Here is a 24,910-nt window from a genome sequence, read left to right as displayed (position 1 = left end):
TCAAAGCGGCGTCGGATCGATGTCGCAGACGGCTCGGACCCCTCGTTCGGCGGACACGGTCATCGGGTGGTCGGCGCGGAGCACCCGGCGGTAGCGGGCCACGACGTCTTGGTGCTGAGGCGCTGCGTCGCGGCTCCGTCCGGCCGCGTGCAGGTCGAGCGCCCGGTTGAGCTGGGCAGCCAGGGTGACCGGGTGGTCTTCGCCCAGCGTCCGGCGAGCCCGCGCGAGGTTTTCTTTGTCGGTGTCCAGCAGCTGCTTGGCGGACCACCGCCGATCGCCGACGGCTGCCCGGTCGTTCGCGAGTTCGATGGCCGCGGCGATCGTGTGCGGATGATCGGCCCCGAGAATCCTTTGCAGGTCGTAGTGCGCGTGGTCGTCTCCGTCCCGTGCCGCCATCGGGGCGCCCAACAGGCGAAGTGTCACGCCGAGGTCGACTTCCGCCACGAGCGTGTGGGGATGCCGGCGACCGAGACTCACCCGGTAGAGGTCGACCGCCTGCTGTCCGAGAGTTCTCGCCGCGTCGAGCTCCCCGACGCAACGGAGATCGATCGAATGCGCGAGCACGCACGGCAGGGTGTTCGGGTTGCCGAGGCCATAGCGGGATTTGAAGCGCTCCAGGGTACTTCGCGACAATGCCAGCGCCGCCTCGTGCTGACCGTCCTTCCGCAGCGCCACGGCGAGGTGGTACTCCCGCCGGACCACGCCGGCGTTTTCGTCACGGACCAGACGGCGGACCCGCTCGACGATCTTCTGCTGCTCGATCCTGGCCCAGGAGTAGTCGCCGATTTCCCGCCTGCAGATCACCAAGATGTTCAGGGTGCTGATGGTGGCGGCGTTGTCCGGCCCCAGGACCTCCGCGCACCGCGCACGGGTGTCTTCGCCGATTCGTCTGGCCTCGCCGTACTCACCGGTCAGGAGCAGGGAAACGACCAGGTCGTGTGCGGCGGTCAGGGTCGTGGGTTCGTCGGCGCCCAAGACGGCGGCAGCTTCGTGGTAAGTCGCCAGGTTGAGCTTGCGCGCACCGGCGAAGTCGCCACGCGCCTTCAGCACCGCGGCCACGGCCACCTGGGCGTTCAGGGTCTTCTTCGATCGCTGCCCAGTGGCCTCTCGCTGCTGGTAGAGGAGGAGAGTCCGGTTGTTGATCACTTCCGCTTCCTCGTAGCGCCCCAGCGACCAAAGGAAGAAGCCGAGCCGTTCCGACGCCTCCAGCGTCAACGGGTCCGCTTCGCCGAACCGGTCCGTCCACGCCTCGACCACCCGTCCGGCGAGCACCGTCGCACCCGTGTGGTCACCCCAGAAGTACAAGAACTTGACCAAGTTGAGCACGAGGACGCGTACCTCGTCGTCGTCGCAGTCGATCAGTTCGGCGGCGTAGATGTGGGGCAGCACCATGTGGTACTGAGGCCAGAGGTGAGGCGCGGCAGGATCACCCGGGTCGCGGTTCGCGAGCAGCAGGTGAGCACCGTGGCGGATGGTGTGGTGGTGCTCGTCGCTCATCCGGTTGCGCAGCACCAGCTGAACCAGCCAGTGCAGCAGAAGCGTGTCCGAACGGTGGTCCACCTTCGCCAATCCCCACCGGTGGATGTCGCGCAGAGCCTGGTCGAGCCGGCTGGGATCGCGCATCGCCGTGTCGAGCTCCGGGGCTATCGACAACCGCCGGACTCCGGTGAAGAAGCTGCGAGAGATCGGTTCAGGGGCGAAGAAGGCGCAGACCTGCAGCAACTGGTGCGCGGCTGGGTTGCGGGTACCGAGCTCGTCGAACGACACGTTCCAGGCGGCGGCGACGTGCACCTCGTACTCGGTCGGTGTCGATGTCTCGCGGATTTCCGAGGTCTTCTCCTCGAACCGGCGCAGGTACTCGTCCACCGGCATTTCGATTTCCACCCGCAGCGCCGCTGCTTGAGCGAGCGCGAGCGGCAGGTCGGCCAGGCGCCCGGCCAGCCGATCGGCCCGCTCCGCATCGAGCTGCCGGTCGTGCAGGCAGAGCAGTTCCACGCTTTCCGCCCTGGTGAACGGCTCCACCTCGATTCGCGGGGGAAAGGTTTCGGGCCACGCCAGGTGCCTGGTCGTCACCAAGATCTCGCCTGGTCCCTCCGCCGGGAGGAACGGGAGCACGATCTCGGGATCGTCGGCCGCATCGAACACGAGCAGCCACCGGCGGTAAGGCTTGCCCTGGTGCAAGGCATCGAGGACATCCGGCACCGCGGTCACCGCCTCGGCGGCACCGGGCAATTCGAGCTGCCGCGCCAATTCCGTCAGCGACGCACGGATCCGCGTCTCCTGTGCGGCACTCACCCACCACACCAGGTCGTAGCGGTCGAGGTTGCGGTAGACGTACTCCGTCGCTATCTGGCTCTTGCCGAGCCCGCCCATGCCGTGGAGGACCGCGCGGCCGCTGTGGTGGAGGTCGGCCGCCAAGGCGGCCAAAAGCCGTTGGCGGCCGGTGAAGTCCGGGTTGCGGGCCGGTACCGCGCCCCAGACCGCCGGGGCGTCCGTGGTCAGCTGGCGGACTCGCTGGCGGGAGTCCGCCGCTTCTTCGTGGACGTCGGCGACCAGGTTCTCGGTCGTCGATCCGGGGTCCGGTACTTCGCCCGGCACCTGCGCGCCCAGCTCGGATTCCCAGTGCCGCAAGCGATCCGCGCGGCCGGCGTACGGGCCGGACAGGGCCCGCATCACCGCGCGTTCGAGTGCGACGCCGGCGGCCAGGTCGGTGTCGGCTTCCGGCAGTGGCGCGTGTTCGGGGTCCTCCAGCGCCGCGGCGACCCGGAGCAGGACCGGGTGCCGGTCGCCGAAGCGGCCGCCGGTGGCGCGGACGACCTGGACCGTGTCGGATCGGCGGCCGGCGGCGAGCAGGGCTTCCCGGACCGCGAGCGGGAATTCGTAGACGAGCTCGTCCCAGCCCTGGCCCGCTTCGAGCGTCGCCGGGACGTCGAGGAGGCCGCTGCCCAGCACCTCAGCGAGGTCGGCCGTGTCCGCGTCGGGGACCATTTCGGCCTGGACGAACCGGGCGATCGGCAGGCTGACCGGGACCGCGGCCAGCAGCGTCGCCAGCCGGAACGCGGGTGGCGAAGCGACGCCGTGGAAGTGCTTCACCTGGTCCTGCGCCGACAGCACCGGCCCGTCCCACGCCTCGGCCGGCTGCGGCTGGGCCCGGGCCAGCAGCACGACCGCCTGCACCGGGTCCGGCTGCGCGCGGCTGATCGTCCGCGCCCACCAGCCGAGCCAGCGCGGATCCAGTTCGACGACCGGAATCGGCACCGCGCCGGCGCCCGCCGTCTCCGGGTCTTCGCCGGTCAGCCAGGCGTCCGGGAGTTCGAGGCCGTAACGCCGGTTCGGCCGGAACGGGCCCGGTGTCGTCAGCCTGGCCTGGTGCAGCTGCGGCCCGGCCCGGCCCCACAGCCGCTGCGGAAGCACCTGGACGACCGCGACCGGCATGGTCCGTCCCCACTGGGCCAGCAGCGGAGCGACCGAATCCTGGTGCCAGGACTCGCCCATCCCGTCCGTCAGCACGACCAGGAGGCGGCGGCCCGACGGGTCGAGCAACTCGGCGGGCTGCCGTTCGGGCGCGCCGGGAGTGCCGCCCCGCAGCACCGGGCCGGGCACCCCGTCGTCCGCGCGCTTGCCGGTTTCGAGCAGGCGCACCTGGATCGAGCGGAACGCGCCGAGCTGCCGGAGCAGTGTCAGGAACGCGGTCACGGTCGGCTGCCACAGCGCCATCGACGGACTCGAGTCGACGACGACGGTCAGGTCCAGCCCGCGGACCATGGCCGGCTTCGTGCGCGGGAGCCAGAGGTCGTCCTGCACCGCGTCTTCCGCGGTCAGCTCTTCGTCCAGGACGACGTCTTCTTCGTGGCGCGAAGGGCGGGTCCGCTTGAGCGGGCGGAGCGCGCGGATGATCGCGGCGGCCTCCGGCAGGAACCCGACCGGGCCGGACACCGCTGCGCCGGACGCCCCCAGGATTTCCGTGCTCTTCGCCAAAGCGGTGACGATCCGGTCGGGAGGGCGGCCGAGCGGCGGGGTCACCGGTCCGGCCGGTTCTTCCGGCGGCTCCGGGAAACCGTGCGCTCGTTCGTCTTCTTCGACCGCGGGCTCCGGCGACTCGAACTCCGGGTGGGCGCGCGGTGCCGAGTCCCCGATCGCCATCGCGAGCCACACGGCGTCGCCCACCTCGCTCCAGCTCAGCTCGGCGACGGTGGGGACGTCGGGTGGCTCCGGTGCCACGTCAGGAAACCAAGGAGTTCAACTGCCGCCACAGCGCGTCCATCAGCTGCTCCCAGGAGGCACCGTTTTCGCGGTAGGCCCCGGAAGTGGCGAGGTAGACGGCTTCGAGCAGCTTGTCGACCGGCAGCCCGCCGAACGCTTCGCTCCGCCTGACGAACTCTTCGATGATCCGCGACCGGTGGGCGTCCGCCGGGTCGAGCATGTGCGCGGCGACCATCGCGGCCAGCTGGTCGACGTCCGGGTCCTTGGTCTCGTAGCGCAGGCAGCGCCGCAGGAACGCGGGCGGGAAGTCCCGTTCGCCGTTGCTGGTGATCACGACGATGGGGAACGCGTGACACCGCACCTGCCCGCCGATGATCTCCGCCGTCGAATCGGGATCGGCCGTGAAGACCTCGACCACCGGTGTGCGCCGCGCCATCCGGACCAGCTCGGGGATTTCGAACTCGCCGTCCTCGAACAGGCTGAGCAGGTCGTTGGGCAATTCTTCTTCGGACTTGTCCAGTTCGTCGATGAGCAGCACCCGCGGCCGCCGTCGGGGCAGGAACGCGGTGCCCAGCGCACCGAGCCGCACGAAGTCGCCGATCGGCGGCTCCGCCACTTCTCCTGCCCCGCTGCCGGCCGCCGCCGACCGCGAGCCGGCGGCGTGCGCGCGACCGATGGCGTCGTAGCTGTACGTCCCCGTCTTCAGCGTGGTGTGCGAAGTGATCGGCCACTGCAGGACCCGGCCCAGCCCGAGTTCACGGGCGATCCGGAAGGCGAGGCTGGACTTCCCGCTGCCCGGCCGGCCGGTGACGAGGAGGGGCCGGCGCAGGTAGAGCGCCGCGTTGACCATGTCGACTTCGTGGATGTCGGCCCGCGGCACCGATTCGGTGCTGGCGCCGCCGAGCCGCCGTTTCGTTTCCCGGTCGCCGGGTGGCGCCGGCACGTCGTCGAGCAACGGCCCGCCGTCGAACTCGCGCCACGGCGGCGGGGGCGGGAGCAGGTCCGCCCGCTCGGGCGCGGGGATCCCGGTGCCGCGGTAGACCCACCAGCCCGGCGGCCGTTCAGGATGCTCGTCCTCGTTCATCGGCGCTCCCGGGTGGCGAGCCCGGCCGGAACGGCGGGCTGTCGAGGAAAACCACGCGCGCCGGATCGTCCCAGAGGACGACCAGATTCCGGACGACGCTCAGGTCCGGCGGAATGGTCGTTTTCCGAAAAGCGGCGCACCGCGATTTCTGCACGCGAGCGGGAAGGTCGCCGAGAGCACCGCCTTCGACCAGCCACGTGACCACCTCTCGCAAGAGATCCAGCGACGCCTCGGGATGCCATAGTAGTGCGGGAAGCCCGGACCGCAATCCCGCCGCGAGTTCGTCTTCCCCCGGTCTCGGCCGCGATGCCGGCGCGGCCGCGAGAACCATGACCACCCATTGATCCTCACTGAGTATCGCGTCGAGCCGGTGCCGCTCACCGGTGTCTTCGGAAGTGCAGAAATACACCCGTTCAGCCGAAGGATCGGTCATCATCGCTTCCCACCGCAGCCGCCAGGCCCGGTGCCAATGCCGTGAACGCATCCGCTCCAGCGACCGCACGACAATCGGGTAATCGAGGAACAACGGCCGCGGATCGCCGGTTTCGTGTTCTTTGCACCAGAGGTGCACCGGCAGGTTCAGCAACGACCTCGGCAGGACGAACTCCAGGCGGACTTCGCCGCGGTACTCCGCCCACGCGTTTTCCGCTTCGACGACGAGCGTGTCGACGTGGCGCTCGAGCTGGTCCCCGGTCACCGTGTCGAGACCACCGCGGGCGGGCGGCCATTCTTCCGGATCGTCCTGGCGCCAGTAGGAAACCAGGTGCCGTCCCGGGTCGATGCCGTCGGGCTGGACGACGATCATCAGGTGCAGCCGCGAGTCGGCGGGCGAATCCGGCTCCCGTTCCGCGCGCAACGCGGCCAATCCCGCTTCGGCCTGCAACCGCCGTGCCTGCACCGCATTCCAGTGCCGCAGTTCACCGGCGAGCACGGGCGGGCTTTTCCCGGCCACGAATTCGACGAACGCGAGCGCGGGCGGCAACCCGTCCGGCGGGGTGTTGAAGTCGGAAAGGGCGCAGAAAGCGTCCCAGGCGTCGCGGACGTCGGCCGGGGGATCCGCCGGTCCGGCCGCTCGCCGGAGCAGCGCGCTCAGCCGGGGCGGGACGACACCGAGCAATCGGGCGCGGAGCCACCACAGTTCCGGTTCCGGCAGCAAGTCGTGCATGCGCGGCTGGTCCACCAGCCGCCGCACCTGATCCGATTCGCGCGATTCCGGCCGCATCATCCGGACGGCGTCGGCGAGCGCGACCATTCCGCCATCCGCTTTCGCGCAGGCGTTGACGACTTCGATCAGGTGATCGCGTCCGGTCACCTGATCCGGGACCACCAACGGCGAACCGAGGTTGTCGTGGATCAGGTGCAGCAGCAACGCGCGGCCGGCGGGATCGACGGCCAAACCCGCTCCGGCGAGGACGTTGACGATCGCTTCCCGGACCGAGACCGTGGTGCCCGGCCGGTAGCGGAATTCGCGTCCGGGCCCGTAAACCCGTTCACCGGCCGACACGTGACGAACCACCTCCCCCGGCGTGCGCTCGGGACCGTGAGTTTACCGACCGGAACCCGGGGAAAAAGGGGCAAAAGCTGGACAAGCGTCAGCGCGGCCGGTGTTCCGGCCAATCGCCGATGATCGCGGCCAGCGCGGTGACCTGAGGGGATTCCGGCTCGATGGTCCGGACCGCGTCGAGCAGTTCCCCCAGGCCGCCGTCGAAACGCTGGCACGTGCGCGCCAGCGCGATGACGTGCAGGCGGTCCTCGGCGTGGTACGGCACGACGTCGGCGATCTCCCGGCGGGGGAACAGTTCCAGCAGCAGCCGCCGGCTTTCCGGTTTGCGCACGCAGGGCACGGCGAGCAGCGCGTCGATCAACGCCGGGAAGGTACCCCGGCCGGCCACCTTCGGCGCGGTCACCACCACGCCGTTCACGCGGCCGAACACGCGCAGCCACGCCCACGCGGGCCGTTCGCCGGACTTCACCTGCACCGGGATGCGGCGGAACGCTCCCGGGTCGGCGGCCGCGTCCTGGGCGACGACCTCCTCGTACAGCAGGTCCGAAGTGATCAGCACCAGGTCAGCCTTCGACTCCTTCTGCGCCGCCTTCGCTTCCGGAGCTTCGAGGATGCGGAACGTGAAGCTCGCCGCCTTGCTGACGCGGCCGTGGCTGCCCTCCGCCACTTCGCCCGCGTGCAGGGCCAGGCGCAACTGGACCTGGGCCTCCTCTGCGTGCACGTGGTTGTAGCGGCGCAGTTCGTCGCGCATCCGGGCCGGGAACTGGGCCACGAGGTCCGCCTTGGCGATGTCCGGGGGCAGCAGGATCATCGCGCCGTCGCCCGTGTTCTCCACGTAGCAGGAGTCCCAGGGGATGCCCGTTTCGGCGAACGTCGTGCGCAGGACCCGCCAGAGGCCCTCGTGGACTTCTCGCAGGTGGGCCAGGGTGCGGCTCGGGTTGTTGTACCCGGCGACGTCCACGGCCATGATCGTCCGGTGCAGCGCGGCCGCATAGGAATGCACGACCCACCTCCCCACGTCCCGCACCCAGTGTCCCAGACGTATGCACACTCGGCCATGTTCGCGCAGGGCGTTACCCCGAAACGCGCCGCTCGCGGGGCCCGGCCGTCCATAATTCGGCGTGCCAACGACACGCCTGCACCTGGTGAGCGCGGACGAGGACCACCGCGTCTCCACCATCGAGCTCTTCTTCGACCTGGTCTTCGTCTACGCCATCACCCAGACCACCCAGCTGATGGCCGACCACCTGAGCCCGGTGGGCGTCGGGCAGGGGCTGGCCATGCTCGCCGTCCTGTGGTGGTGCTGGTGCAGCTACGCCTGGCTCGGGAACACCATCCACGTCGACCACGGCATCGCGCGGCTCGCGATGTTCGGGGCGATGGCCGTGATGTTCCTCGTTTCCCTGACCATCCCCGAAGCGTTTGTCGACTTCCCCGGCGGGTTGTACGCGCCCGTGCTGTTCGTCGCCTGCTACGCGCTCGTGCGGCTGCTGCACCTCGTCGCCTACCTCGGCGCCGCGAAGCACGACCCCGGGTTGCGGAAGGTCCTGCTCAAGATGTTCGTCGGCCTGCTGCCCTCCGTCGGGCTGCTCGGCGTCGCCGCCTTCCTGAGCGGGCCGTGGCAGCTGGGGCTGTGGGTCGCCGCGCTGCTGGCCGACTACCTCAACGTCTACCTCGCCGGGCCCGAAGGGTGGCGGCTGAACGCGCCCGCGCACTTCGCCGAACGGTTCGGGCTGATCGTGATCATCGCGCTCGGGGAGTCGATCGTCGCGATCGGCATCGGGATCGGGTCGCTGCCGATGTCGTGGCTGGTCACCGGCGGCGCGGTGTGCGGGCTGGCGCTCGCCGCCGGGATGTGGTGGACGTACTTCGACGTCGTCGCGCGCGTGTCCGAGCACCGGCTCAGCCAGGCCGAGGGCACCGAGCGCACGAAGCTCGCCACCGACTCCTACACGTTCCTGCACCTGCCGCTGATCGCCGGGATCGTGCTCGTTGCCCTCGGGCTGAAGAAGGCGTTCCTGTACATCGCCGACACCGAGCACCACTCGCCGGGCGAGGCGCTGCACGGGGTGCCGATCTGGACGCTGACCGGCGGGCTCGGGCTCTACCTGATCGCGCTGAGCGCGCTGCGCAAGCGCAACCTGGGCAGCTGGAACCTCCAGCGGCTGGTCTTGGGGGTGCTGCTGGTCGCGGCGACGCCGCTGCTGGAGCACGTCCCGGCCGCGGTGCTGCTGCTGGTCGTCGCCGCGGTCGTGCTCGGGCTCATCGGGTTCGAGCGCCTGCGGTTCGCGGAGTGGCGCAAGCAGGTGCACGCCGAGCATTCACAGTAGCTCCGGGCCGACGACGGACAGCAGCCGCAGCTTCTCCGCGTCCTCGGTGCCGGGCGTGGCCGTGAAGACCAACAGCAGCTGCGCGAGGTCGTCGGTGAAGAGCAGCTGGCAGTCGAGCGCGATCTCGCCGAGGCCCGGGTGCACGAGCGTCTTGCGGTGCTCGAACGGCACCGCGACTTCGTGCGCTTCCCAGAGCGTCGCGAAGTCCGCGCTCTTCGCCGCGAGCAGCCGCGCGAGGCCGGCCGCGCGCGGGTCGGTCGCGCTGGCCGCCCGCAGGCTCGCGACCAGGAACCGGCCGTGGCGCGTGCGGTCCGCCGGCGGGTAGAGCAGCTGCTCCGCCGGGTCGGTGAACCATCGATAACTCGCGCTGCGCGCGGGCCCGGTGTGGCCGGTCTCGTCACCGAGCAGCGCCCGGGCGGGCGGGTTCTGCACGAGCGTTTCGCCGAGGTTCGACATCACCTGCGCGGGCGTGTCGTGCAGCCGGTCCAGCACGCGCATCAGCGCCGGGCTGACGTGGTCGGTGCGCGCCACGCGGCTCGGCGCGGTGTGCCCGGCCAGCCGGAACAGGTGGTCGCGCTCGTCGAGGGTCAGGCGCAGGCCGCGGGCGATCGCGGCGAGCATCTGCTCCGACGGCCGCGGCCCGCGCTGCTGCTCCAGCCGCGTGTAGTAGTCGGTGGACATCCCCGTGAGCGCCGCGACCTCCTCGCGGCGCAGCCCGCTGGTGCGGCGGCGCTGCCCGGGCGGCAGGCCGACGTCGTCCGGGCGCAGGGCCTCCCGGCGGCGGCGCAGGAAGTCGGCGAGGTCGGCGCGGTTCACGGTCCCGATTATCGACGCTCGGGTCCCGCGTACCCAGGGATCGCCGGTCCCCCGATCGGCGCGCTCTGCCGCACGTCCGCGCGCGCCGCGACGCTCGAGCCCATGACCACTTACCTGATCACCGGTGCCAACGGCGGCCTCGGCGCCGCCACCGCCCGCGAACTCGCCGCCCGGGGTCACCGCGTCGTACTGGCCGTGCGCGACCCCGCCCGCGTCACGCCGCCGCCGGGTGACACCGAAGTCCGGCGCCTCGACCTCGCCGACCTGACCTCGGTGCGGGAGTTCGCCGCCGGCTGGTCCGGCGGCCTCGACGTCCTGATCAACAACGCGGGCGTGATGGCGGTGCCGTACGCGAAGACCGCGGACGGTTTCGAGACGCACATGGCCGTCAACCACTTCGGCCCGTTCCTGCTGACGGACCTGCTCCTGCCGCACGTCACCGGCCGGGTCGTCACCGTCTCGTCCGGGCTGGCGCGGACGGGACGGCTCCGTCTCGACGACCTGAACTGGGAGCGACGCCGCTACTCCGCGCTGGGCGCCTACAGCCAGTCGAAACTGGCGAACCTGCTGTTCACGCAGGAGCTGCAGCGGCGGCTGACGGCGTCCGGGAGCGCGGTCCGGGCCGTCGCCGCACACCCCGGCGTCGCGCGCACCGGGATCGACCGGCACTTCGGCCGCCCCCTCGCCTTACTGCTTAAGGCGCTCTACCCGGTGATCGCGCAGAAGAAGGCCGAGTACGGCGCGCTGCCGATCCTGTTCGCCGCGACCGAGGACGTCCCGGGAAATGCCTACGTCGGCCCAGGCGGCCGGAACGGCGAGCGGCCCCGGCTCGAACGGCGCACGGACCACGCCGGCGCGCGGGAGCTGTGGGAGATTTCAGCTCGCCTTACGACGTAAGGTAACCCCCGCACTGGCGCCGGAGTGGCTCCCGCGTTAACCTACTCGCGAGTAGGTAACGGATGGAGGGCCACATGGCTGCGCCAAGGAAACGGGACGCGATGGGCTGGGGCCTGTCCGCGCTGACCCGGCTGGCCGGGAGCAAGGTCGTCGACCGCGCGGGGCTGCGCAAGCCCCTCGAGGACCTGGTCACCGCGGGGACCCGCAACGGCTTCCGCGTCGCCGGCGCGGCGACCCGGTCGTTCAAGTCGGTGCAGAAGCTGGGCAAGCCCGCCCGGCTCGCGCCGTCCGCCGGCACGGGGCTGTTCGACCTCACGCCGAGCGAGGACCAGCAGCTCATCGTCGAGACGGTGACGGAGTTCGCCGCCGAGCAGCTGCGGCCGGCCGCCGCGGACGCCGACGCGAAGCTCGAGGCACCCGAGGGACTCCTGAGCCGGGCCGCCGAGCTGGGCATCAGCCTGGTCGGCATCCCCGAGGAGCTCGGCGGCGTCGGCACCGAGCGCTCGGTGGTGACCAACGCGCTCGTCGCGGAAGCGCTCGCGCACGGCGACCTCGGCCTGGCCGTGGCCGTGCTCGCGCCGTCCGCGGTCAGCACCGCGCTGGTCAGCTGGGGTGACGAGCAGCAGCAGGCCGACTACCTGCCCGCGTTCGTCGGCGAGAACGTCCCCGCCGCGGCGCTGGCGCTGCAGGAGCAGAAGGCGCTGTACGACCCCTTCAAGCCCGCGACGAAGGCGCGTCGCACGCCCAAGGGTTACCAGCTCGACGGCGTGAAGACACTGGTCCCGCGCGCGGCGCAGGCGGAGCTGTTCATCGTGTCGGCCGACCTCGAAGGCCGCGGCCCGGCGCTGTTCCTGGTCGAGTCGTCGACCGCCGGGGTCACCATCGAGGCCGAGCCGGCGATGGGCCTGCGCGGCGCCGCGACCGGCAAGCTGCACCTGGAGAAGGTGGCGCTGCCCGCGGGCGCGCTGCTCGGCGGCGGCAAGCTCGACGTCTTCACCGACCTCGTCCGGCTTTCGCGGCTGGGCTGGGCGGCGCTGGCCGCCGGGACCGCGAAGGCCGTCCTCGACTACGTCGTCCCGTACGTCAACGAGCGGGTGGCGTTCGGCGAGCCGATCAGCCACCGGCAGGCCGTCGCGTTCTCGGTCGCCGACATCGCGATCGAGCTGGAGGGCCTGCGCCTGGTGACGCTGCGCGCCGCCGCGCGGGCCGAGCAGGGCAAGTCCTACGCCCGCGAGGTCGCGCTGGCGCGGAAGCTCGCCGTCGACAAGGGCATGCAGATCGGCAACGCGGGCGTGCAGCTGCTCGGCGGGCACGGCTTCGTCAAGGAGCACCCGGTCGAGCGCTGGTACCGGGACCTGCGTGCCATCGGCGTCATGGAAGGCGCCGTCCTTCTCTAGGCTTTCGCGAAAGGCGTTAACGATGATCAACCTGGAAGCTCCCAAGAAGGCCGGCGCGCTGATCAACCAGGCGTACCAGGCCGCGGCCGAGGTGTTCCGGCCGATCTCGCGCAAGTACGACCGCGCGGAACACACGTACCCGGCCGAGCTGGACATGTTCGCGGCGCTGCTGGACGGGCTGAACTCGTCCGGCGAGGGCGGCGCGGGCGCGGCGGGCGTCCGGCGCTCCGGTCCCGAGAAGGAAAAGGGCAACCGCAACGGCGCCAACCTGAACGTGGTCCTCGGCACGATCGAGATGTGCTGGGGCGACGTCGGCCTGCTGCTGTCGATGCCCCGCCAGGGCCTCGGCAACGCGGCGATCGGCTCGGTCGCGACCGACGAACAGCTGGAGCGCTTCTCCGGCATGTGGGCGGCGATGGCGATCACCGAGCCCGCCTTCGGTTCGGACTCGGCAGCGGTCAGCACGACGGCCCGCCTCGACGGCGACCACTACGTCCTCAACGGCGAGAAGATCTTCGTGACGTCGGGCGAGCGCGCGGACGCGGTGGTCGTGTGGGCGACGCTGGACAAGTCCAAGGGCCGCGCGGCGATCAAGTCGTTCGTGGTGGAGAAGGGCACGCCGGGCTTCGAGGTGGTGCGCGTCGAGCACAAGCTCGGCATCCGCGCTTCCGACACGGCGGTGCTGCGCTTCGAAAACTGCCGCGTCCCGGCGGAAAACCTGCTGGGCACGCCGGAAATCGACACGGCCAAGGGTTTCGCGGGCGTCATGCAGACGTTCGACAACACGCGCCCCCTGGTGGCGGCCATGGCGATCGGCGTCGCGCGGGCCGCGCTGGAGGAGACCCGCGAGATCCTGACGGCCGCGGGCGTCACCATCGACTACGACCGCCCGGCGAACACCCAGCACGCGGCGGCGGCCGAATTCCTCCGCTTGGAAGCGGATTACGAGTCGGCGTACCTGCTGACGCTGGAATCCGCGTGGATGGCGGACAACCGGAAGCCGAACTCGCTGCAGGCGTCGATGGCCAAGGCGAAGGCCGGGCGTTCGGTGGTGGAGATCGCGCTGAAGTGCGTCGAGCTGACCGGGGCCTACAGCGAAGAGTCTTTGCTCGAAAAGTGGGCCCGGGACGCCAAAATCCTCGACATCTTCGAGGGGACGCAGCAGATTCAGCAGTTGATCGTGGCTCGCCGCGTCCTCGGCAAGTCGAGCGCCGAGCTGAAGTAGGTCGTCCGCGGCCGGCCTCCGGTACCCTCGGGTGCCGGAGGCCGATCGTGACCGAACACATCGAGACCACGCTCCTCGCCGCTGCCGTCGTGCACCGGCCCGGGGATGACACCCCCATCAAGTCGCCGCAGGAATGGGATGCCGAGGGCTGGGACGCCGATCGGCAGGGTCCGAAGGACCTCGACGAAGCCCGGACCGCGCTCGCCGAACGGATCGCCGATCCCCACGCGCCCGACACCGAAGCCGAAGCCGGCGCGTACGACGAGCCGGAGGGCTGAGCCGTTTACGTTCCCTGGCTCGTCGACGCCGCTCGCAGCACCGGGTACCCCGTGGTCGAGGTGCCCGGGTGGCAGACCCGCGGGCACGGCGGCATGCGCGTCGTCGAAGGCGTCGTGGGGCACCACACCGCCACCGCCGATTCCGCGCCCGGCGACTACCCCTCGCTCGACATCGTCACCAACGGGCGCGCTGACCTCGCCGGGCCGCTGTGCAACCTCGGGCTCGGGCGCAGCGGGACCATCTTCGTCGTCGCCGCCGGCTGCGCTTACCACGCCGGCGCATCGCGGTGGCTCGGGTTCCTCGACGTCAACGACGAATTCCTCGGCATCGAAGCGGAGTCCGCGGGCGCCGGGAGCTGGACGGACGCGCAGCGGGACGCCTACCCGAAGCTCGTCGCCGCGCTGCTGCGGTACATGTCGCGCGGGATCGAGCGGTACGCCGGGCACAAGGACGTCTGCCTGCCGGCCGGCCGCAAGATCGATCCCGTGGGCATCGACTCCGGGTGGCTGCGCGAGCGAGCCGCCAACCCGGCCGGCGCCGGGCCGCTGGGGGTGGCGGTCGAGCTCCTGGAACGCATCACCGTCACCCCGCCCGACGACGGCGAGCACACGGTCCGCGTCTTCCTGTCCGGCAGCGAGGGCGCGGCGATCGTCGTGCGTCCTCGGTTGAGCGGTGACGGTTCCGCGAAACCCTTGTGGGTACCGGCCATCTTCGCGTGGGGGTCGGATCGCGCGGGGGTCGGGCACAACCCCGGGGAGGTGCCGGGGTACGACGCGAAGCTGACTTCGCACCGGCGTTACGGCGTGCCGGGCGCGGTGTGGGCGGACGTGCGCTACAGCGCGGCGGAGCCGTTCGAGATCGACCTAGTCGGCTGAAGCCGCGGCCTGGTCGTCGAGGAACTCGTCCAGGTAGCGCCACGTCGTGCCGCGGGCCTTGCGGCCGGTCAGGACGCCGAGGTGGCCGCCCGGTGCGGTCTTGAAGCGGACCTCCGGGGCCTTGTCCAGCAGTTCCACCACCCGCTCGACCGACGGCCGCGGGGCGATCGTGTCGTTCTCGCCCGCCACCACCAGCGTCGGGACCCGCACCGACGACAGCGAGATGATCCGCCCGTTCAGGTCGACCTTGCCCTCGGCCAGGTCGTTCGTGCGGAACAGGCGGTGGTACAGCTGGCCGAACGTCCGCCCGGGGTAGGCGTACATGTTGCTCATGAAGTGGTCGACCGCCTCGATCTGGGCGAGGTAGTCGCGGTCGTCCAGGTTCTTCAAGATCGCGATCGGCTTCGTGATCTCCTTGCTGATGCCCGTCGCGCGGAACACGCGGCTGACCAAATAGGACGGTGCGCCGCCGAACGCGCGGTAGATCGGGGTCAGCAGGTGGCCGTTCGTCAGGTCGACCAGCGGGCGGAACGGGGCCACGATCGGGATCGCCGTGAAGTCGACCGGCGAACCGATCGCGGTGATCGACGCGATCGGGAGGTCCGGCTGGTCCGCGTTCACCAGCAGCGAGAAGATGCCGCCGAGCGACCACGACACCAGGTGCACGTCCTGGCCGCCCGCGTCCGCGCTCACCTTGCGGATCGCGCGCGGCAGGACCTCGTCGGTCCAGTGCTCGATGCCCAGGCGCCGGTCCGAAAACGCGACCACGCCGTAGTCGACGAGGTAGGCGTTGCGGCCGCCCTCGACCAGGTGCTCGATGAGGCTGCAGCCGCGGCGCAGGTCGAAGCAGATGGCCGGCGCGGCCAGCGGCGGCACCAGCAGGACCGGCGGCCCGGACACCGGGCGGCTGCTGTGCGTCATCCGGTACAGCGAGCGGTTGGGACCCTGGTCGATCAGCACCCGCGGCATCGGGCGCAGGTCGGCGACCCCGCCGTGCAGCACCTTGCCGACCACGTTCGACGCCGCGGCGGCCAGTCGTGCGGGCGGTGAAACCATTTTCTCGAGCCTCCTGCGACGTCCCCGGGCACTTCCGGTCAATCTTGCCCGGTCAGGCTGGTGGACTCAACACCGCCCACGTCCAAATCGGACAGTCGCTAGGCCGTCCGAGTTACTCCGTGCCCGCCCCGGGCGCGCTCTCGGCGGCGCGCGCCTCGTACTCCGCGCGAGCCGGGGAATGGGCCGCTGAAGCCAAAAGCTGGTCGGCTTTCAACGCACGGGCCAGCGCTTCGCCCGCCCGCCGCGGGAGCAGCCGGGTGAGCTTGCCCATAGTTCCCACGGATCGGGGCACGAACACCTCGAACCGCGGCTTGCGCAGCGTGGCCACGATGGCGCCGGCCACGTCTTCCGGGCGCGAGGACTTGAACAGCTTCGCCTCGCCGAGCCCGCTCGCGAGCTCGGTCCGGACGATCGCGGGCATCACGCACGAGATGCGCACGCCGGACCCGTGCAGCTCCAGGTGCACCGCTTCGGACAACCCGACGACGGCGTGCTTGGTCGCGCAGTACGTCGCGGCGCCCGGAAAACCCGCTTTGCCCGCGAACGAAGCGACGTTGACGATGTGCCCGGACCGCCGCGGCCGCATCCGCTTCACCGCTTCGCGGGTGCCGTGGATGACGGCGTGCAGGTTGATCTCCAGCTGACGCCGGGTCGTCGCGTCGCTCTCCTCCTCGAGGAGCGCCAGCGGCATGATCCCGGCGTTGTTGATCAGCACGTCGATGCGGCCGTGGCGGCGTTCGACCTCGTCGAGGAACTCGGTGAACCCGGCGATGTCGGTGACGTCCAGCGGGAGCGCCTCGGCGTCCAGATTGGCGACTGTGTCCTTGGCCCGGACCTGGTCGAGGTCGCCGATCACCACCTTCGCGCCCAGCCGGGACAGCGCCGACGCGGTCGCCGCGCCGATCCCCTGCCCGCCGCCGGTGATGACGACGACCTTGCCCGCGAGCTCCTCGGCCATGGCGACTCCTTCGTCTGTTGGCACTGCGTCAACAGTGTCACCCCTGACCCGCGATCGCGCTACCCCACGCGCTGCTCGAGGACCTGCCCGACCCACTCCTCGACGTGGAACTGCACGGTGGGCACGAAGCCCCGGCTCTCGTAGTAGCGCTGCAGCTCACCGTCGCCACCGGCCCAGCAGTCGACGCGCACGAGGTCGATCCGGCGCCGCCGCGCCTCGTCGAGCGCGTACTCGATCAGCCTCGCGCCGACGCCCCGGCCGGTGAAGCGCCGGGACGTGATCAGCAGGCGGACGTAAAGTTCACGCTCGTCTACCGCCGGCACGTGCGGGTCGTGCTCCTCCGACACGATCAGCGCGCCCGCGGGCTCGCCGTCGACCACCGCGACGCGCAGGCCCGGGTCCGCGGCCATCCCCTTGACGCGTTCGACGCGCTTCGGGACCCGGCTCCACGGCTCGGTCCCCCACTGCTTCGAGCTGCCCCGCGCGACCAGCCATTCGACGGCTTCGTCGAAGAAACCCAGCAGGGTGTCGACGTCCCCGGAATCGCCCGATCGGATGACGGTGTTGTCCATGCCCTTGTTTACCGCACCGGGCGTACGCGCGGGCCGACTTCGGCGATCCACACCGCGTTCAACCGGCGGTTCGCTTCGTGTCATCCGAGCTTCAACGAGCGCTGATTGACTTCCTCCGTTCACGACCTCTCTCGCGACGAGGACAAATTGACACAGTCAGTGCCCGGCGGCGGCGATCCGCTGGCCGCGTTCACGGTCGAACTCGAGGAAATCCAGGCAAAAGCCGCGGCGGCGCAGGAAAAGCTGCGGTCCGCCACCGCCAGCGTGCAGTCGCCGGACGGCTCGGTGTCGGTGACGCTCGGCCCGAGCGGGGTCCTGCAGGACCTCCGGTTCGGCCCGCGTGCGTACGAGCGTCCGCCGCAGGCGCTGGCCGGTCTGGTGCTGCAGCTGGTCGGCAAGGCGCAGCAGAAGGTCTCGGCGGAAGTCGCCGAAGCGTTCAGCGGCATGGTCGGCGAGAGCTCGGCCGCCCGCGAACTGCTCGACGAGTTCCTGCCCCCGCCCGACCCGGACGAGAGCACGCCGCCGCCGGACAAGAGCGACGTGTTCATGCCGGAGCAGGAGGCGGAGGACCGCACGCCGCGCCCACCCGCCCCGCCGCACCGCACGCCGCCGCCCCCGCCGCAAGCTCCGCCGCGCCGTCGCCCGCGGCCCGCGCCGGACGAGGACGACGGCGAAAGCAACCCCTGGTAGTACGGAGGAGAACCGGTGGTTTCCGGAGAAGGTTTCTCGGTCGACCCGGCCGAGCTGCAGAAGTTCAGCCAGTTCCTGTCGGGCACCACGCAGCCGGCGGTGCAGGACGCCGCGAACCGGATGCAGGCCGCCAACGGCTTCGACAACACCGCGTTCGGCATCCTGCTCGCGCAGGTGCTCGCCGCGCCGTCGCGGGTCACGATGGCCGTGATCACGGGTGAGATCACCAAACTGGTGGGCGACATCGGCAAGTCCGCCGAGGACGTGAAGAAGGCCGGCGAGACCTACGCGACCCACGACTCGAACACGGCGCAGGGTTTGAGCACCTTCGAAACGGAGCTGGGCAAGTGACCGTCCCCATCACGTCCGCGAACTCCACCACGGGCGCCGGCGTCTTCGACAGCTGGAAGCAGGTCGGCGACTCGATCGGCAAGGTCCAGACCGAGCACGGCGGCGACCTCGCGGCCGTCAGCGTGGAGCTGGGCATCAACGTCATCAGCGCCGTGCTCGACACCGTCGCGTTCGCGATGGACCCGCTGGCGAAGCTGATCGCGGCGGGGCTCGGCTGGCTGATCGAGCACGTCTCGTTCCTGAAGTGGCCGCTCGATCAGGTCGCGGGCAACCCTTCGGAGGTCACGAAGGTCGCCAACGAGCTGCACAAGATCGGCGAGTCGCTGCGCAACACCGGCACCGAGCTGGACGAGACCCTCAAGTCGACGATCACCCAGTGGCAGGGCAAGGGCTACGACAGCTTCCTCAAGTCGATCAACGACCGGAAGGGCTGGATCGACGCCAACGCCAAGGCGGCCGACGTCGCCGGCTACATGGTCGAGACCACCGGGGCGCTGATCGGCGCGGTCCGCTCGCTGCTGCGCGACATCATCACGACGATCCTCGGCGACATCATCTCCACGATGCTGATCGCCCTCGCGCTCGCCATCCCGACGTTCGGCGCGTCGATCGCCGTCGGGGTGACCAAGTGCGTCGCGACGGTCTCGGTGCAGGTCGCGGCGATGATGGCGAAGCTCGCCAAGGTCGTCGCCTACGCCGGCCGCACGCTAGCGCGGCTCACCGGGCTGTCGAAGCTGGTCAAGGGGAAGCCGGGCTCGTCGTCGAGCGCGGGCCACGAGATGACGCCGATGCCGCCGCCGGGCACCGCGATCACCCACGACCGCCCTGGTGGCGGCGCCGCGCCCACCACCCGGCCGCCGGGCGACGGCACGACCCCGAACTTCTCGCGGCCGCTGCCCCCGCCGGGCACCGCGGTCACGCACGACGGCCCGCCCGGAGGCGGCGCGACGCCGAGCACGCGGCCCCCGGGCGACGGCACCACGCCGAACTTCTCGCGGCCGCTGCCGAAGCCGCCGGAGCCGGCTCCCGCGCCGAAGCCGCCGCCGCCGAAGTCGCACCTGAGCGACCACGACATCTCGACCATCAAGAAGCACGAGGACTGGCTCAAGACCAAGTTCGGCGACAGCTACAAGAAGATGAAGTTCGTCGACGACTGGCTCAAGGCCAAGGCACCGGACTACTACCCGATGCTGAAAGCCCTCTCCGACGCGAAGAGCTCGAAGAACTTCGTGGGCTGGGCAGGCAAGGACATCGTGCAGGTCGACCGCGGCCTCACCGACATCCAGATGCAGGCGGAAGCCGCCTGGGCCGAGGAAGACAAGAAGGAACAGCAGCAACAGCCGAAGTAGCGCCGGGCTTCACCAGCAAGTGCCGGGGTACTTCGCCCCCGCCCGGTACTGCCGCTCGAACGCTTCGACCGAGGCGCAGTAGCCGTCGAGAACTCGAGGGTTCACGATGACTGCTGCGCCCTGCACCGGTGACCAGACGCCGGGGGCGACCTGGAGAGCTTCGGTCGCGCCGCCGGCGCGGTACTGGTCGCGCAAGCGAGCCGGGAGCGACCGCACGGGCACGACCTTCGGGAAGCCGTCCGGGAACGCCGTCGGCGTCGGGCTCGGTGTCGGCAAGGTGACCGTCGTGGCCGGTGGCGAGGGCTCGTCGAACTCCGAGCCGTCGTCGACCGGCGCCGCGGGCGTGCACGCCGTCACCAGGAACAACCCCGCCGCGACGACCGCGATCCGCTTCATCGAGCCCCCCTCGTTCCCGGGGACTTTCGCCGGTGGCGGCTCGCGCGTTACGTCAGGCGACGCCGAGGTGGCGCGAGATCAGCATCTTCTGGACCTCGCTCGTGCCCTCGCCGATCTCCAGGATCTTCGCGTCGCGGTAGAAGCGGCTGACCGGGAACTCGTTCATGAAGCCGTAGCCGCCGAAGATCTGCGTCGCGTCGCGGGCGTTGTCCATCGCCGCGTTCGACGCCACCAGCTTCGCGATCGAGGCTTCCTTCTTGAACGGCTCGCCGCGCAGCATCTTCGACGCCGCCTGGTAGTACGCCAGCCGGGCCGTGTGCGTGCGGACCTCCATGTCCGCGATCTTGAACTGGATCGCCTGGTACTCCCCGATCCGCCGGCCGAACGCCACGCGGTCCTTGACGTACTTCAGGCTCTCGTCCACGCAACCCTGCGCCAGACCCACCGACAGCGCGGCGATCGCGACCCGGCCCTCGTCCAAAATGGACAGGAACTGCGCGTACCCGCGACCCCGCGTGCCGACCAGGTTCTCGACCGGGACGCGGACGTCCGAAAAGGACAGCTCGTGCGTGTCCGAGCAGTTCCAGCCGACCTTCGAGTACTTCGGCGCGACCTCGAAGCCCGGTGTACCCGACGGGACGATGATCGCCGAGATCTCCTTGCGGCCGTTCTCCATCACGTCCGTCACCGCGGTGACGGTGACCAGGCGCGTGATGTCCGTGCCCGAGTTCGTGATGAACGCCTTGCTGCCGTTGATGACCCACTCGTCGCCGTCCATGGTGGCGCGGGTGCGGGTGGCGCCCGCGTCCGAACCGCCGCCCGGCTCGGTCAGGCCGAAGCCGCCCAGGGCGGTGCCCTCACAGAGCGAAGGGAGCCACTTCTCCTTCTGCCCCTGCGTCCCGAACCGGAAGATCGGCATCGCGCCGAGGGAAACCCCGGCCTCCAGCGTGATCGCGACCGACGAATCGACCCTGGCCAGTTCCTCCAAAGCCAGGCAGAGCGCGAAGTAGTCGCCGCCCATCCCGCCGAACTCCTCGGGGAACGGCAGGCCGAACAGGCCCATCTCGGCCATCTTCGCGACGATCGCGTACGGGAACTCTTCCTTCTCGTACAGCTCGCCGATGACCGGCGCGACCTCGGCGTGCGCGAAGTCCTCGACGGTCTTGCGGAGGGCCTCGTACTCCTCGTCCAGGCGGAAGTCGATCACTGCTGCTCCTCTTGGGGCGTGACTACGGCAAGGGTTTCGTCCAGCGCGACCTGTTGGCCCACCCGGACGGGGAGTTCGCTGACCACGCCGTCGACCGGCGCGGTGACCGTGTGCTCCATCTTCATGGCCTCGACCACCAGCAACGGCGTCCCGGCCTTGACGACGTCGCCCGCCGCCACCTTCACGACGAGCACGGTGCCCGGCATCGGGCTGGTGACCGGCCCGGCCCCGGCGGCCTCGCCGCGCGACGACAGCACGAACTCCTGCTCCCCGAAGGGGAAACTCCTGCCGTCCCGGGCCAGCCAGACCGTCCGGTCCGGGCCGCAGGCGTGGCGGTAGCGGTGGAACCCGCCGGCGTGCCGGATCTCCAGGACATCGCCGTCGCGCCGGGCCGAGACTCGCACCGGGTCGGTGTCGTCCACGACGACGGTCGCGTCGGACGGCGTCCCCTGCACCCGGACCACCGCGCGGGCGGCGCCGGACTTCAGCCGGAACGTCACCCCGCCGGAGCCGCCCATCCGCCAGCCGTCCGGCACGTCCCACGGGTCCACCACGGATCCGGACGGCTGCAGCTCCAGGAACCGGTCGAGCGCCGCCGCGACGAAGAACTCGGCCGGCACGTCGGAAGAGACCAAAGTGGACAGCCGCCGGTCGACCAGCTCGGTGTCGAGCTTGCCCGCGCGGACGTCGGCGTCGGCCAGCAGCCCGCGCAGGAACGCCGTGTTCGTGCCGACGCCCAGCAGCGCCGTGTCCGCCAGCGCCAGGTCGAGCCGGTGCAGCGCCGCCGCGCGGTCCGGGCCCCACGCGATGACCTTGGCCAGCATCGGGTCGTAGTTCGAGCCGATCACCGCGCCGCACGTCATCCACGAGTCGACGCGGACGCCGTCGCCGGCCGGCTCGTGCACCGCCAGCACCGTGCCGCCGGTCGGGATGAACCCGCGTGCCGGGTCTTCGGCGTACACGCGCGCTTCGACGGCGTGTCCGGTGAGGACGACGTCTTCCTGCTTCACGGTCAGGTGTTCCCCGGCCGCGACCCGGACCTGCCACTCGACCAGGTCGAGGCCGGTGACCAGCTCGGTGACCGGGTGCTCCACCTGCAGCCGGGTGTTCATCTCCATGAAGAAGAACTCGTCGGGGTTGTGCGCCGACATGATGAACTCGACCGTGCCGGCCCCGACGTACCCGACCGAGCGCGCGGCTTCGGCCGCCGCCGAGCCCATCTTTTCGCGGGTCGCGGGATCCAGCAGCACCGAGGGCGCTTCCTCGATGATCTTCTGGTGCCGCCGCTGCAGGCTGCACTCACGCTCGCCGAGGTGGATGACGTGGCCGTGCTCGTCGGCCAGCACCTGGATCTCGATGTGCCGCGGCGTCGTGACGAACCGCTCCATCAGCAGCGTGTCGTCGCCGAACGAACCCTTGGCCTCGCGCCGCGCGGACTCGATCGCCGCGTCCAGCTCGTCGGCGGCGTGCACCAGCCGCATGCCCTTGCCGCCACCGCCCGCGGACGGCTTGAGCAGCAGCGGGTAGCCCACCTCCGCCGCGGCTTCCGCGAAGCCGCCGGGCGGGATGTCGACGTCGGACGCGCCGGGCACGACCGGCACGCCGGCCTTCGACACGGTCGCCTTCGCGCGGATCTTGTCGCCCATCGCGTCGATCGCCGCGACCGGCGGGCCGATGAACACGAGACCGGCCGCCTCGCAGGCCCGCGCGAACTCGGCGTTCTCCGCGAGGAAGCCGTACCCGGGGTGCACGGCTTGCGCGCCCGAGGACACCGCGGCGTCGACGATGGCCGGGATGGACAGATAGCTCTTCGCGGCTTCCGCCGGCCCGATGCGGACGGCGGTGTGGGCCTCGCGGACGTGCCGGGCCTCGGCATCGGCGTCGCTGTACACCGCGACCGCGCGGATACCGAGCGCCCGCAGCGTGCGGATGACCCGGACGGCGATCTCGCCGCGGTTCGCGACCAGTACTGAGTCGAACATGATCACATCCGGAAGACGCCGTAGTTGACATCGGACAGGGGCGCGTTCGCCGCGGTCGAGAGGGCGAGGCCGAGCACCGTGCGGGTGTCCGCCGGGTCGATCACGCCGTCGTCCCACAGCCGCGCGGTGGAGTAGTACGGGCTGCCCTGGGCTTCGTACTGCTCGCGGATCGGGTCCTTGAACGCTTCTTCGTCCTCGGTGGACCACTCGCCGCCGCGGGCTTCGATCGAGTCGCGGCGGACCGTCGAGAGCACCGACGCCGCCTGCTCGCCGCCCATCACCGAGATCCGCGCGTTCGGCCACATCCACAGGAAGCGCGGCGAGTACGCCCGGCCGCACATCGAGTAGTTGCCGGCACCGAACGAGCCGCCGATAACGACCGTTAACTTCGGCACGCGCGCGCAGGCCACCGCGGTGACCATCTTCGCGCCGTGCTTCGCGATGCCGCCGGCTTCGTACGCGCGCCCGACCATGAACCCGGTGATGTTCTGCAGGAACAGCAGCGGGATCGAGCGCTTGTCGCACAGCTCGATGAAGTGCGCGCCCTTCATCGCGGACTCGGCGAACAGCACGCCGTTGTTCGCGATGATGCCCACCGGGTGGCCGTGGATCCGGGCGAAGCCGGTGACCAGCGTGGCGCCGTACTCCTTCTTGAACTCACCGAACCGGCTGCCGTCGACGATCCGCGCGATCACCTCCCTTACGTCGTAAGGTGTGCGCGGGTCGGTCGGGACGACGCCGTACAGCTCCGCGGGGTCGACGGCAGGCGCTTCGGTCGGCAGCACGTCCCACGGGCGCGGCGCGCGCGGCCCGAGCGTGGACACGATGGACCGGACGATCCGCAGCGCGTGCGCGTCGTCGTCGGCCAGGTGGTCGGTGACGCCGGACTGGCGCGAGTGGACGTCGCCGCCGCCGAGCTCCTCGGCCGTGACGACCTCGCCGGTCGCGGCCTTCACCAGCGGCGGGCCGCCGAGGAAGATCGTGCCCTGGTTCCGGACGATCACGGCCTCGTCGCTCATCGCCGGGACGTACGCGCCGCCCGCCGTGCACGAGCCGAGCACCGCGGCGATCTGCGGGATGCCGCGCGCGGACATCGTCGCCTGGTTGTAGAAGATGCGCCCGAAGTGTTCACGATCCGGGAAGACCTCGTCCTGCCGGGGCAGGAACGCGCCGCCGGAGTCCACCAGGTAGACGCACGGCAGGTTGTTGTGGAGGGCGACCTCCTGCGCGCGCAGGTGCTTCTTCACCGTCATCGGGTAGTACGTGCCACCCTTGACGGTGGCGTCGTTCGCGACGACCACGCACTCGCGCCCCGAGACGCGCCCGACCCCGGTGATGATCCCGGCGGACGGCGCTTCGTCGTCGTACAGTCCGTTCGCGGCCAGCGGCGACAGTTCCAGGAACGGCGAACCCGGGTCCAGCAGCGTGTCGACGCGGTCGCGCGGGAGCAGCTTGCCGCGCTCGACGTGCCGGGTGCGCGCCTTCTCGGGCCCGCCCAGCCGGGCGCTCCCCAAACGTTTGCGGAGGTCCTCGACCAGCTCCGCGTGCGACGTCGCGTTGCGGGCGTAGGCCTCGCTGTCCGGGGCTGCAGACGTCCCCAGTGCCGGCGTGTCCATGGGCTCCCTCGAAGTTAGCGGTCGTTAACCTCCGCTCCGATGTTAGCGACCGCTAACGTGGGTTGTCCAGTCGCCGGAATGCCGTGAAGGCCACCTCGAGGAAGTGGGGCTTCCTCGAGGTGG

At 70.7% G+C, this 24,910-nt stretch carries 21 protein-coding genes; 9 read left to right on the top strand and 12 right to left on the bottom strand.

The window, feature by feature from the left end; all coding sequences use genetic code 11:
* The 4 genes from fxsT to MUY14_RS44780 form a co-directional block, all read right to left on the bottom strand.
* Positions 1-4,221: an FxSxx-COOH system tetratricopeptide repeat protein gene (fxsT, locus tag MUY14_RS44795; protein ID WP_247018971.1), complete on the bottom strand. Its 4,221-nt coding sequence runs from the start codon at positions 4,219-4,221 to the stop codon at positions 1-3.
* A 1-nt stretch (position 4,222) separates the two neighbouring features.
* Positions 4,223-5,287, bottom strand: a complete 1,065-nt coding sequence (locus MUY14_RS44790; RefSeq protein ID WP_247018970.1) for a MoxR family ATPase — start codon at positions 5,285-5,287, stop codon at positions 4,223-4,225.
* A complete protein-coding gene (locus tag MUY14_RS44785; protein WP_247018967.1) occupies positions 5,265-6,791 on the bottom strand; it encodes an effector-associated domain 2-containing protein in 1,527 nt (508 codons plus the stop codon). The genes MUY14_RS44790 and MUY14_RS44785 overlap by 23 nt, the downstream gene beginning before the upstream one ends.
* A gap of 88 nt (positions 6,792-6,879) precedes the next feature.
* On the bottom strand, positions 6,880-7,794 hold the full coding sequence (locus tag MUY14_RS44780) for an effector-associated domain 2-containing protein (protein WP_247018965.1): 915 nt from the start codon (positions 7,792-7,794) through the stop codon (positions 6,880-6,882).
* Between the two features lie 118 nt (positions 7,795-7,912).
* On the opposite strand from MUY14_RS44780, the gene MUY14_RS44775 reads away from it, so the two are divergent.
* On the top strand, positions 7,913-9,121 hold the full coding sequence (locus tag MUY14_RS44775) for a low temperature requirement protein A (RefSeq protein WP_247018963.1): 1,209 nt from the start codon (positions 7,913-7,915) through the stop codon (positions 9,119-9,121).
* Here the strand turns inward: MUY14_RS44775 and MUY14_RS44770 are convergent.
* Entirely contained in the window at positions 9,113-9,937 is an 825-nt protein-coding gene (locus MUY14_RS44770) for a helix-turn-helix transcriptional regulator (protein WP_247018962.1), read from the bottom strand. The genes MUY14_RS44775 and MUY14_RS44770 overlap by 9 nt on opposite strands.
* Positions 9,938-10,039: 102 nt before the next feature.
* Between MUY14_RS44770 and MUY14_RS44765 the strand changes: the two genes are divergently transcribed.
* From MUY14_RS44765 to MUY14_RS44745, 5 genes are all read left to right on the top strand, one after another.
* On the top strand, positions 10,040-10,834 hold the full coding sequence (locus tag MUY14_RS44765) for an SDR family NAD(P)-dependent oxidoreductase (protein ID WP_247018961.1): 795 nt from the start codon (positions 10,040-10,042) through the stop codon (positions 10,832-10,834).
* A 101-nt stretch (positions 10,835-10,935) separates the two neighbouring features.
* The gene (locus tag MUY14_RS44760; RefSeq protein ID WP_247025532.1) at positions 10,936-12,231 is read left to right on the top strand and encodes an acyl-CoA dehydrogenase family protein; all 1,296 of its coding nucleotides are present in this window, start codon (positions 10,936-10,938) and stop codon (positions 12,229-12,231) included.
* Positions 12,232-12,253: 22 nt separating this feature from the next.
* Positions 12,254-13,456: an acyl-CoA dehydrogenase family protein gene (locus tag MUY14_RS44755; protein WP_247018960.1), complete on the top strand. Its 1,203-nt coding sequence runs from the start codon at positions 12,254-12,256 to the stop codon at positions 13,454-13,456.
* Between the two features lie 47 nt (positions 13,457-13,503).
* Positions 13,504-13,734 (top strand): hypothetical protein, encoded by a 231-nt coding sequence (locus MUY14_RS44750; RefSeq protein WP_247018959.1) that lies wholly within the window; start codon positions 13,504-13,506, stop codon positions 13,732-13,734.
* A 51-nt stretch (positions 13,735-13,785) separates the two neighbouring features.
* Positions 13,786-14,610 carry an N-acetylmuramoyl-L-alanine amidase gene (locus tag MUY14_RS44745; RefSeq protein ID WP_247018957.1) on the top strand — a complete coding sequence of 275 codons (825 nt, stop codon included), beginning with the start codon at positions 13,786-13,788 and terminating at the stop codon, positions 14,608-14,610.
* Here MUY14_RS44745 and MUY14_RS44740 read toward each other — a convergent pair.
* The 3 genes from MUY14_RS44740 to MUY14_RS44730 all read right to left on the bottom strand — a co-directional run bounded on the left by MUY14_RS44740 (position 14,599) and on the right by MUY14_RS44730 (position 17,196).
* Positions 14,599-15,666 carry an alpha/beta fold hydrolase gene (locus MUY14_RS44740; RefSeq protein ID WP_247018955.1) on the bottom strand — a complete coding sequence of 356 codons (1,068 nt, stop codon included), beginning with the start codon at positions 15,664-15,666 and terminating at the stop codon, positions 14,599-14,601. The two genes, MUY14_RS44745 and MUY14_RS44740, sit on opposite strands and share 12 nt — an antisense overlap.
* Positions 15,667-15,778: 112 nt before the next feature.
* Entirely contained in the window at positions 15,779-16,624 is an 846-nt protein-coding gene (locus tag MUY14_RS44735) for an SDR family oxidoreductase (RefSeq protein ID WP_247018953.1), read from the bottom strand.
* A 59-nt stretch (positions 16,625-16,683) separates the two neighbouring features.
* Positions 16,684-17,196 carry a GNAT family N-acetyltransferase gene (locus MUY14_RS44730; RefSeq protein WP_247018951.1) on the bottom strand — a complete coding sequence of 171 codons (513 nt, stop codon included), beginning with the start codon at positions 17,194-17,196 and terminating at the stop codon, positions 16,684-16,686.
* Positions 17,197-17,343: 147 nt separating this feature from the next.
* Between MUY14_RS44730 and MUY14_RS44725 the strand changes: the two genes are divergently transcribed.
* From MUY14_RS44725 to MUY14_RS44715, 3 genes are read left to right on the top strand one after another with little or no spacing between them, the layout of a single operon-like run.
* On the top strand, positions 17,344-17,886 hold the full coding sequence (locus MUY14_RS44725) for a YbaB/EbfC family nucleoid-associated protein (RefSeq protein WP_247018948.1): 543 nt from the start codon (positions 17,344-17,346) through the stop codon (positions 17,884-17,886).
* A 15-nt stretch (positions 17,887-17,901) separates the two neighbouring features.
* Positions 17,902-18,237 (top strand): hypothetical protein, encoded by a 336-nt coding sequence (locus MUY14_RS44720; protein ID WP_247018946.1) that lies wholly within the window; start codon positions 17,902-17,904, stop codon positions 18,235-18,237.
* Complete coding sequence (locus tag MUY14_RS44715) at positions 18,234-19,586, top strand: hypothetical protein (RefSeq protein WP_247018944.1); 1,353 nt, start codon at positions 18,234-18,236, stop codon at positions 19,584-19,586. Before MUY14_RS44720 ends, MUY14_RS44715 begins: the two co-directional genes overlap by 4 nt.
* A 9-nt stretch (positions 19,587-19,595) precedes the next feature.
* On the opposite strand, the gene MUY14_RS44710 is transcribed toward MUY14_RS44715, so the two are convergent.
* From MUY14_RS44710 to MUY14_RS44695, 4 genes are read right to left on the bottom strand one after another with little or no spacing between them, the layout of a single operon-like run.
* Positions 19,596-19,982, bottom strand: coding sequence for a hypothetical protein (locus MUY14_RS44710; protein ID WP_247018943.1), 387 nt, complete (start codon positions 19,980-19,982; stop codon positions 19,596-19,598).
* 52 nt (positions 19,983-20,034) lie between these two features.
* A complete protein-coding gene (locus MUY14_RS44705; protein WP_247018942.1) occupies positions 20,035-21,189 on the bottom strand; it encodes an acyl-CoA dehydrogenase family protein in 1,155 nt (384 codons plus the stop codon).
* Positions 21,186-23,171: a biotin carboxylase N-terminal domain-containing protein gene (locus tag MUY14_RS44700; RefSeq protein ID WP_247018941.1), complete on the bottom strand. Its 1,986-nt coding sequence runs from the start codon at positions 23,169-23,171 to the stop codon at positions 21,186-21,188. The genes MUY14_RS44705 and MUY14_RS44700 overlap by 4 nt, the downstream gene beginning before the upstream one ends.
* 2 nt (positions 23,172-23,173) lie before the next feature.
* Positions 23,174-24,787, bottom strand: coding sequence for a carboxyl transferase domain-containing protein (locus MUY14_RS44695; RefSeq protein WP_247018939.1), 1,614 nt, complete (start codon positions 24,785-24,787; stop codon positions 23,174-23,176).
* Positions 24,788-24,910 lie beyond the last annotated feature (123 nt).

This window comes from Amycolatopsis sp. FBCC-B4732 (genome assembly GCF_023008405.1).
Taxonomy (GTDB): domain Bacteria; phylum Actinomycetota; class Actinomycetes; order Mycobacteriales; family Pseudonocardiaceae; genus Amycolatopsis; species Amycolatopsis pretoriensis_A.
This window is presented reverse-complemented; position numbering and strand designations above follow the sequence as displayed.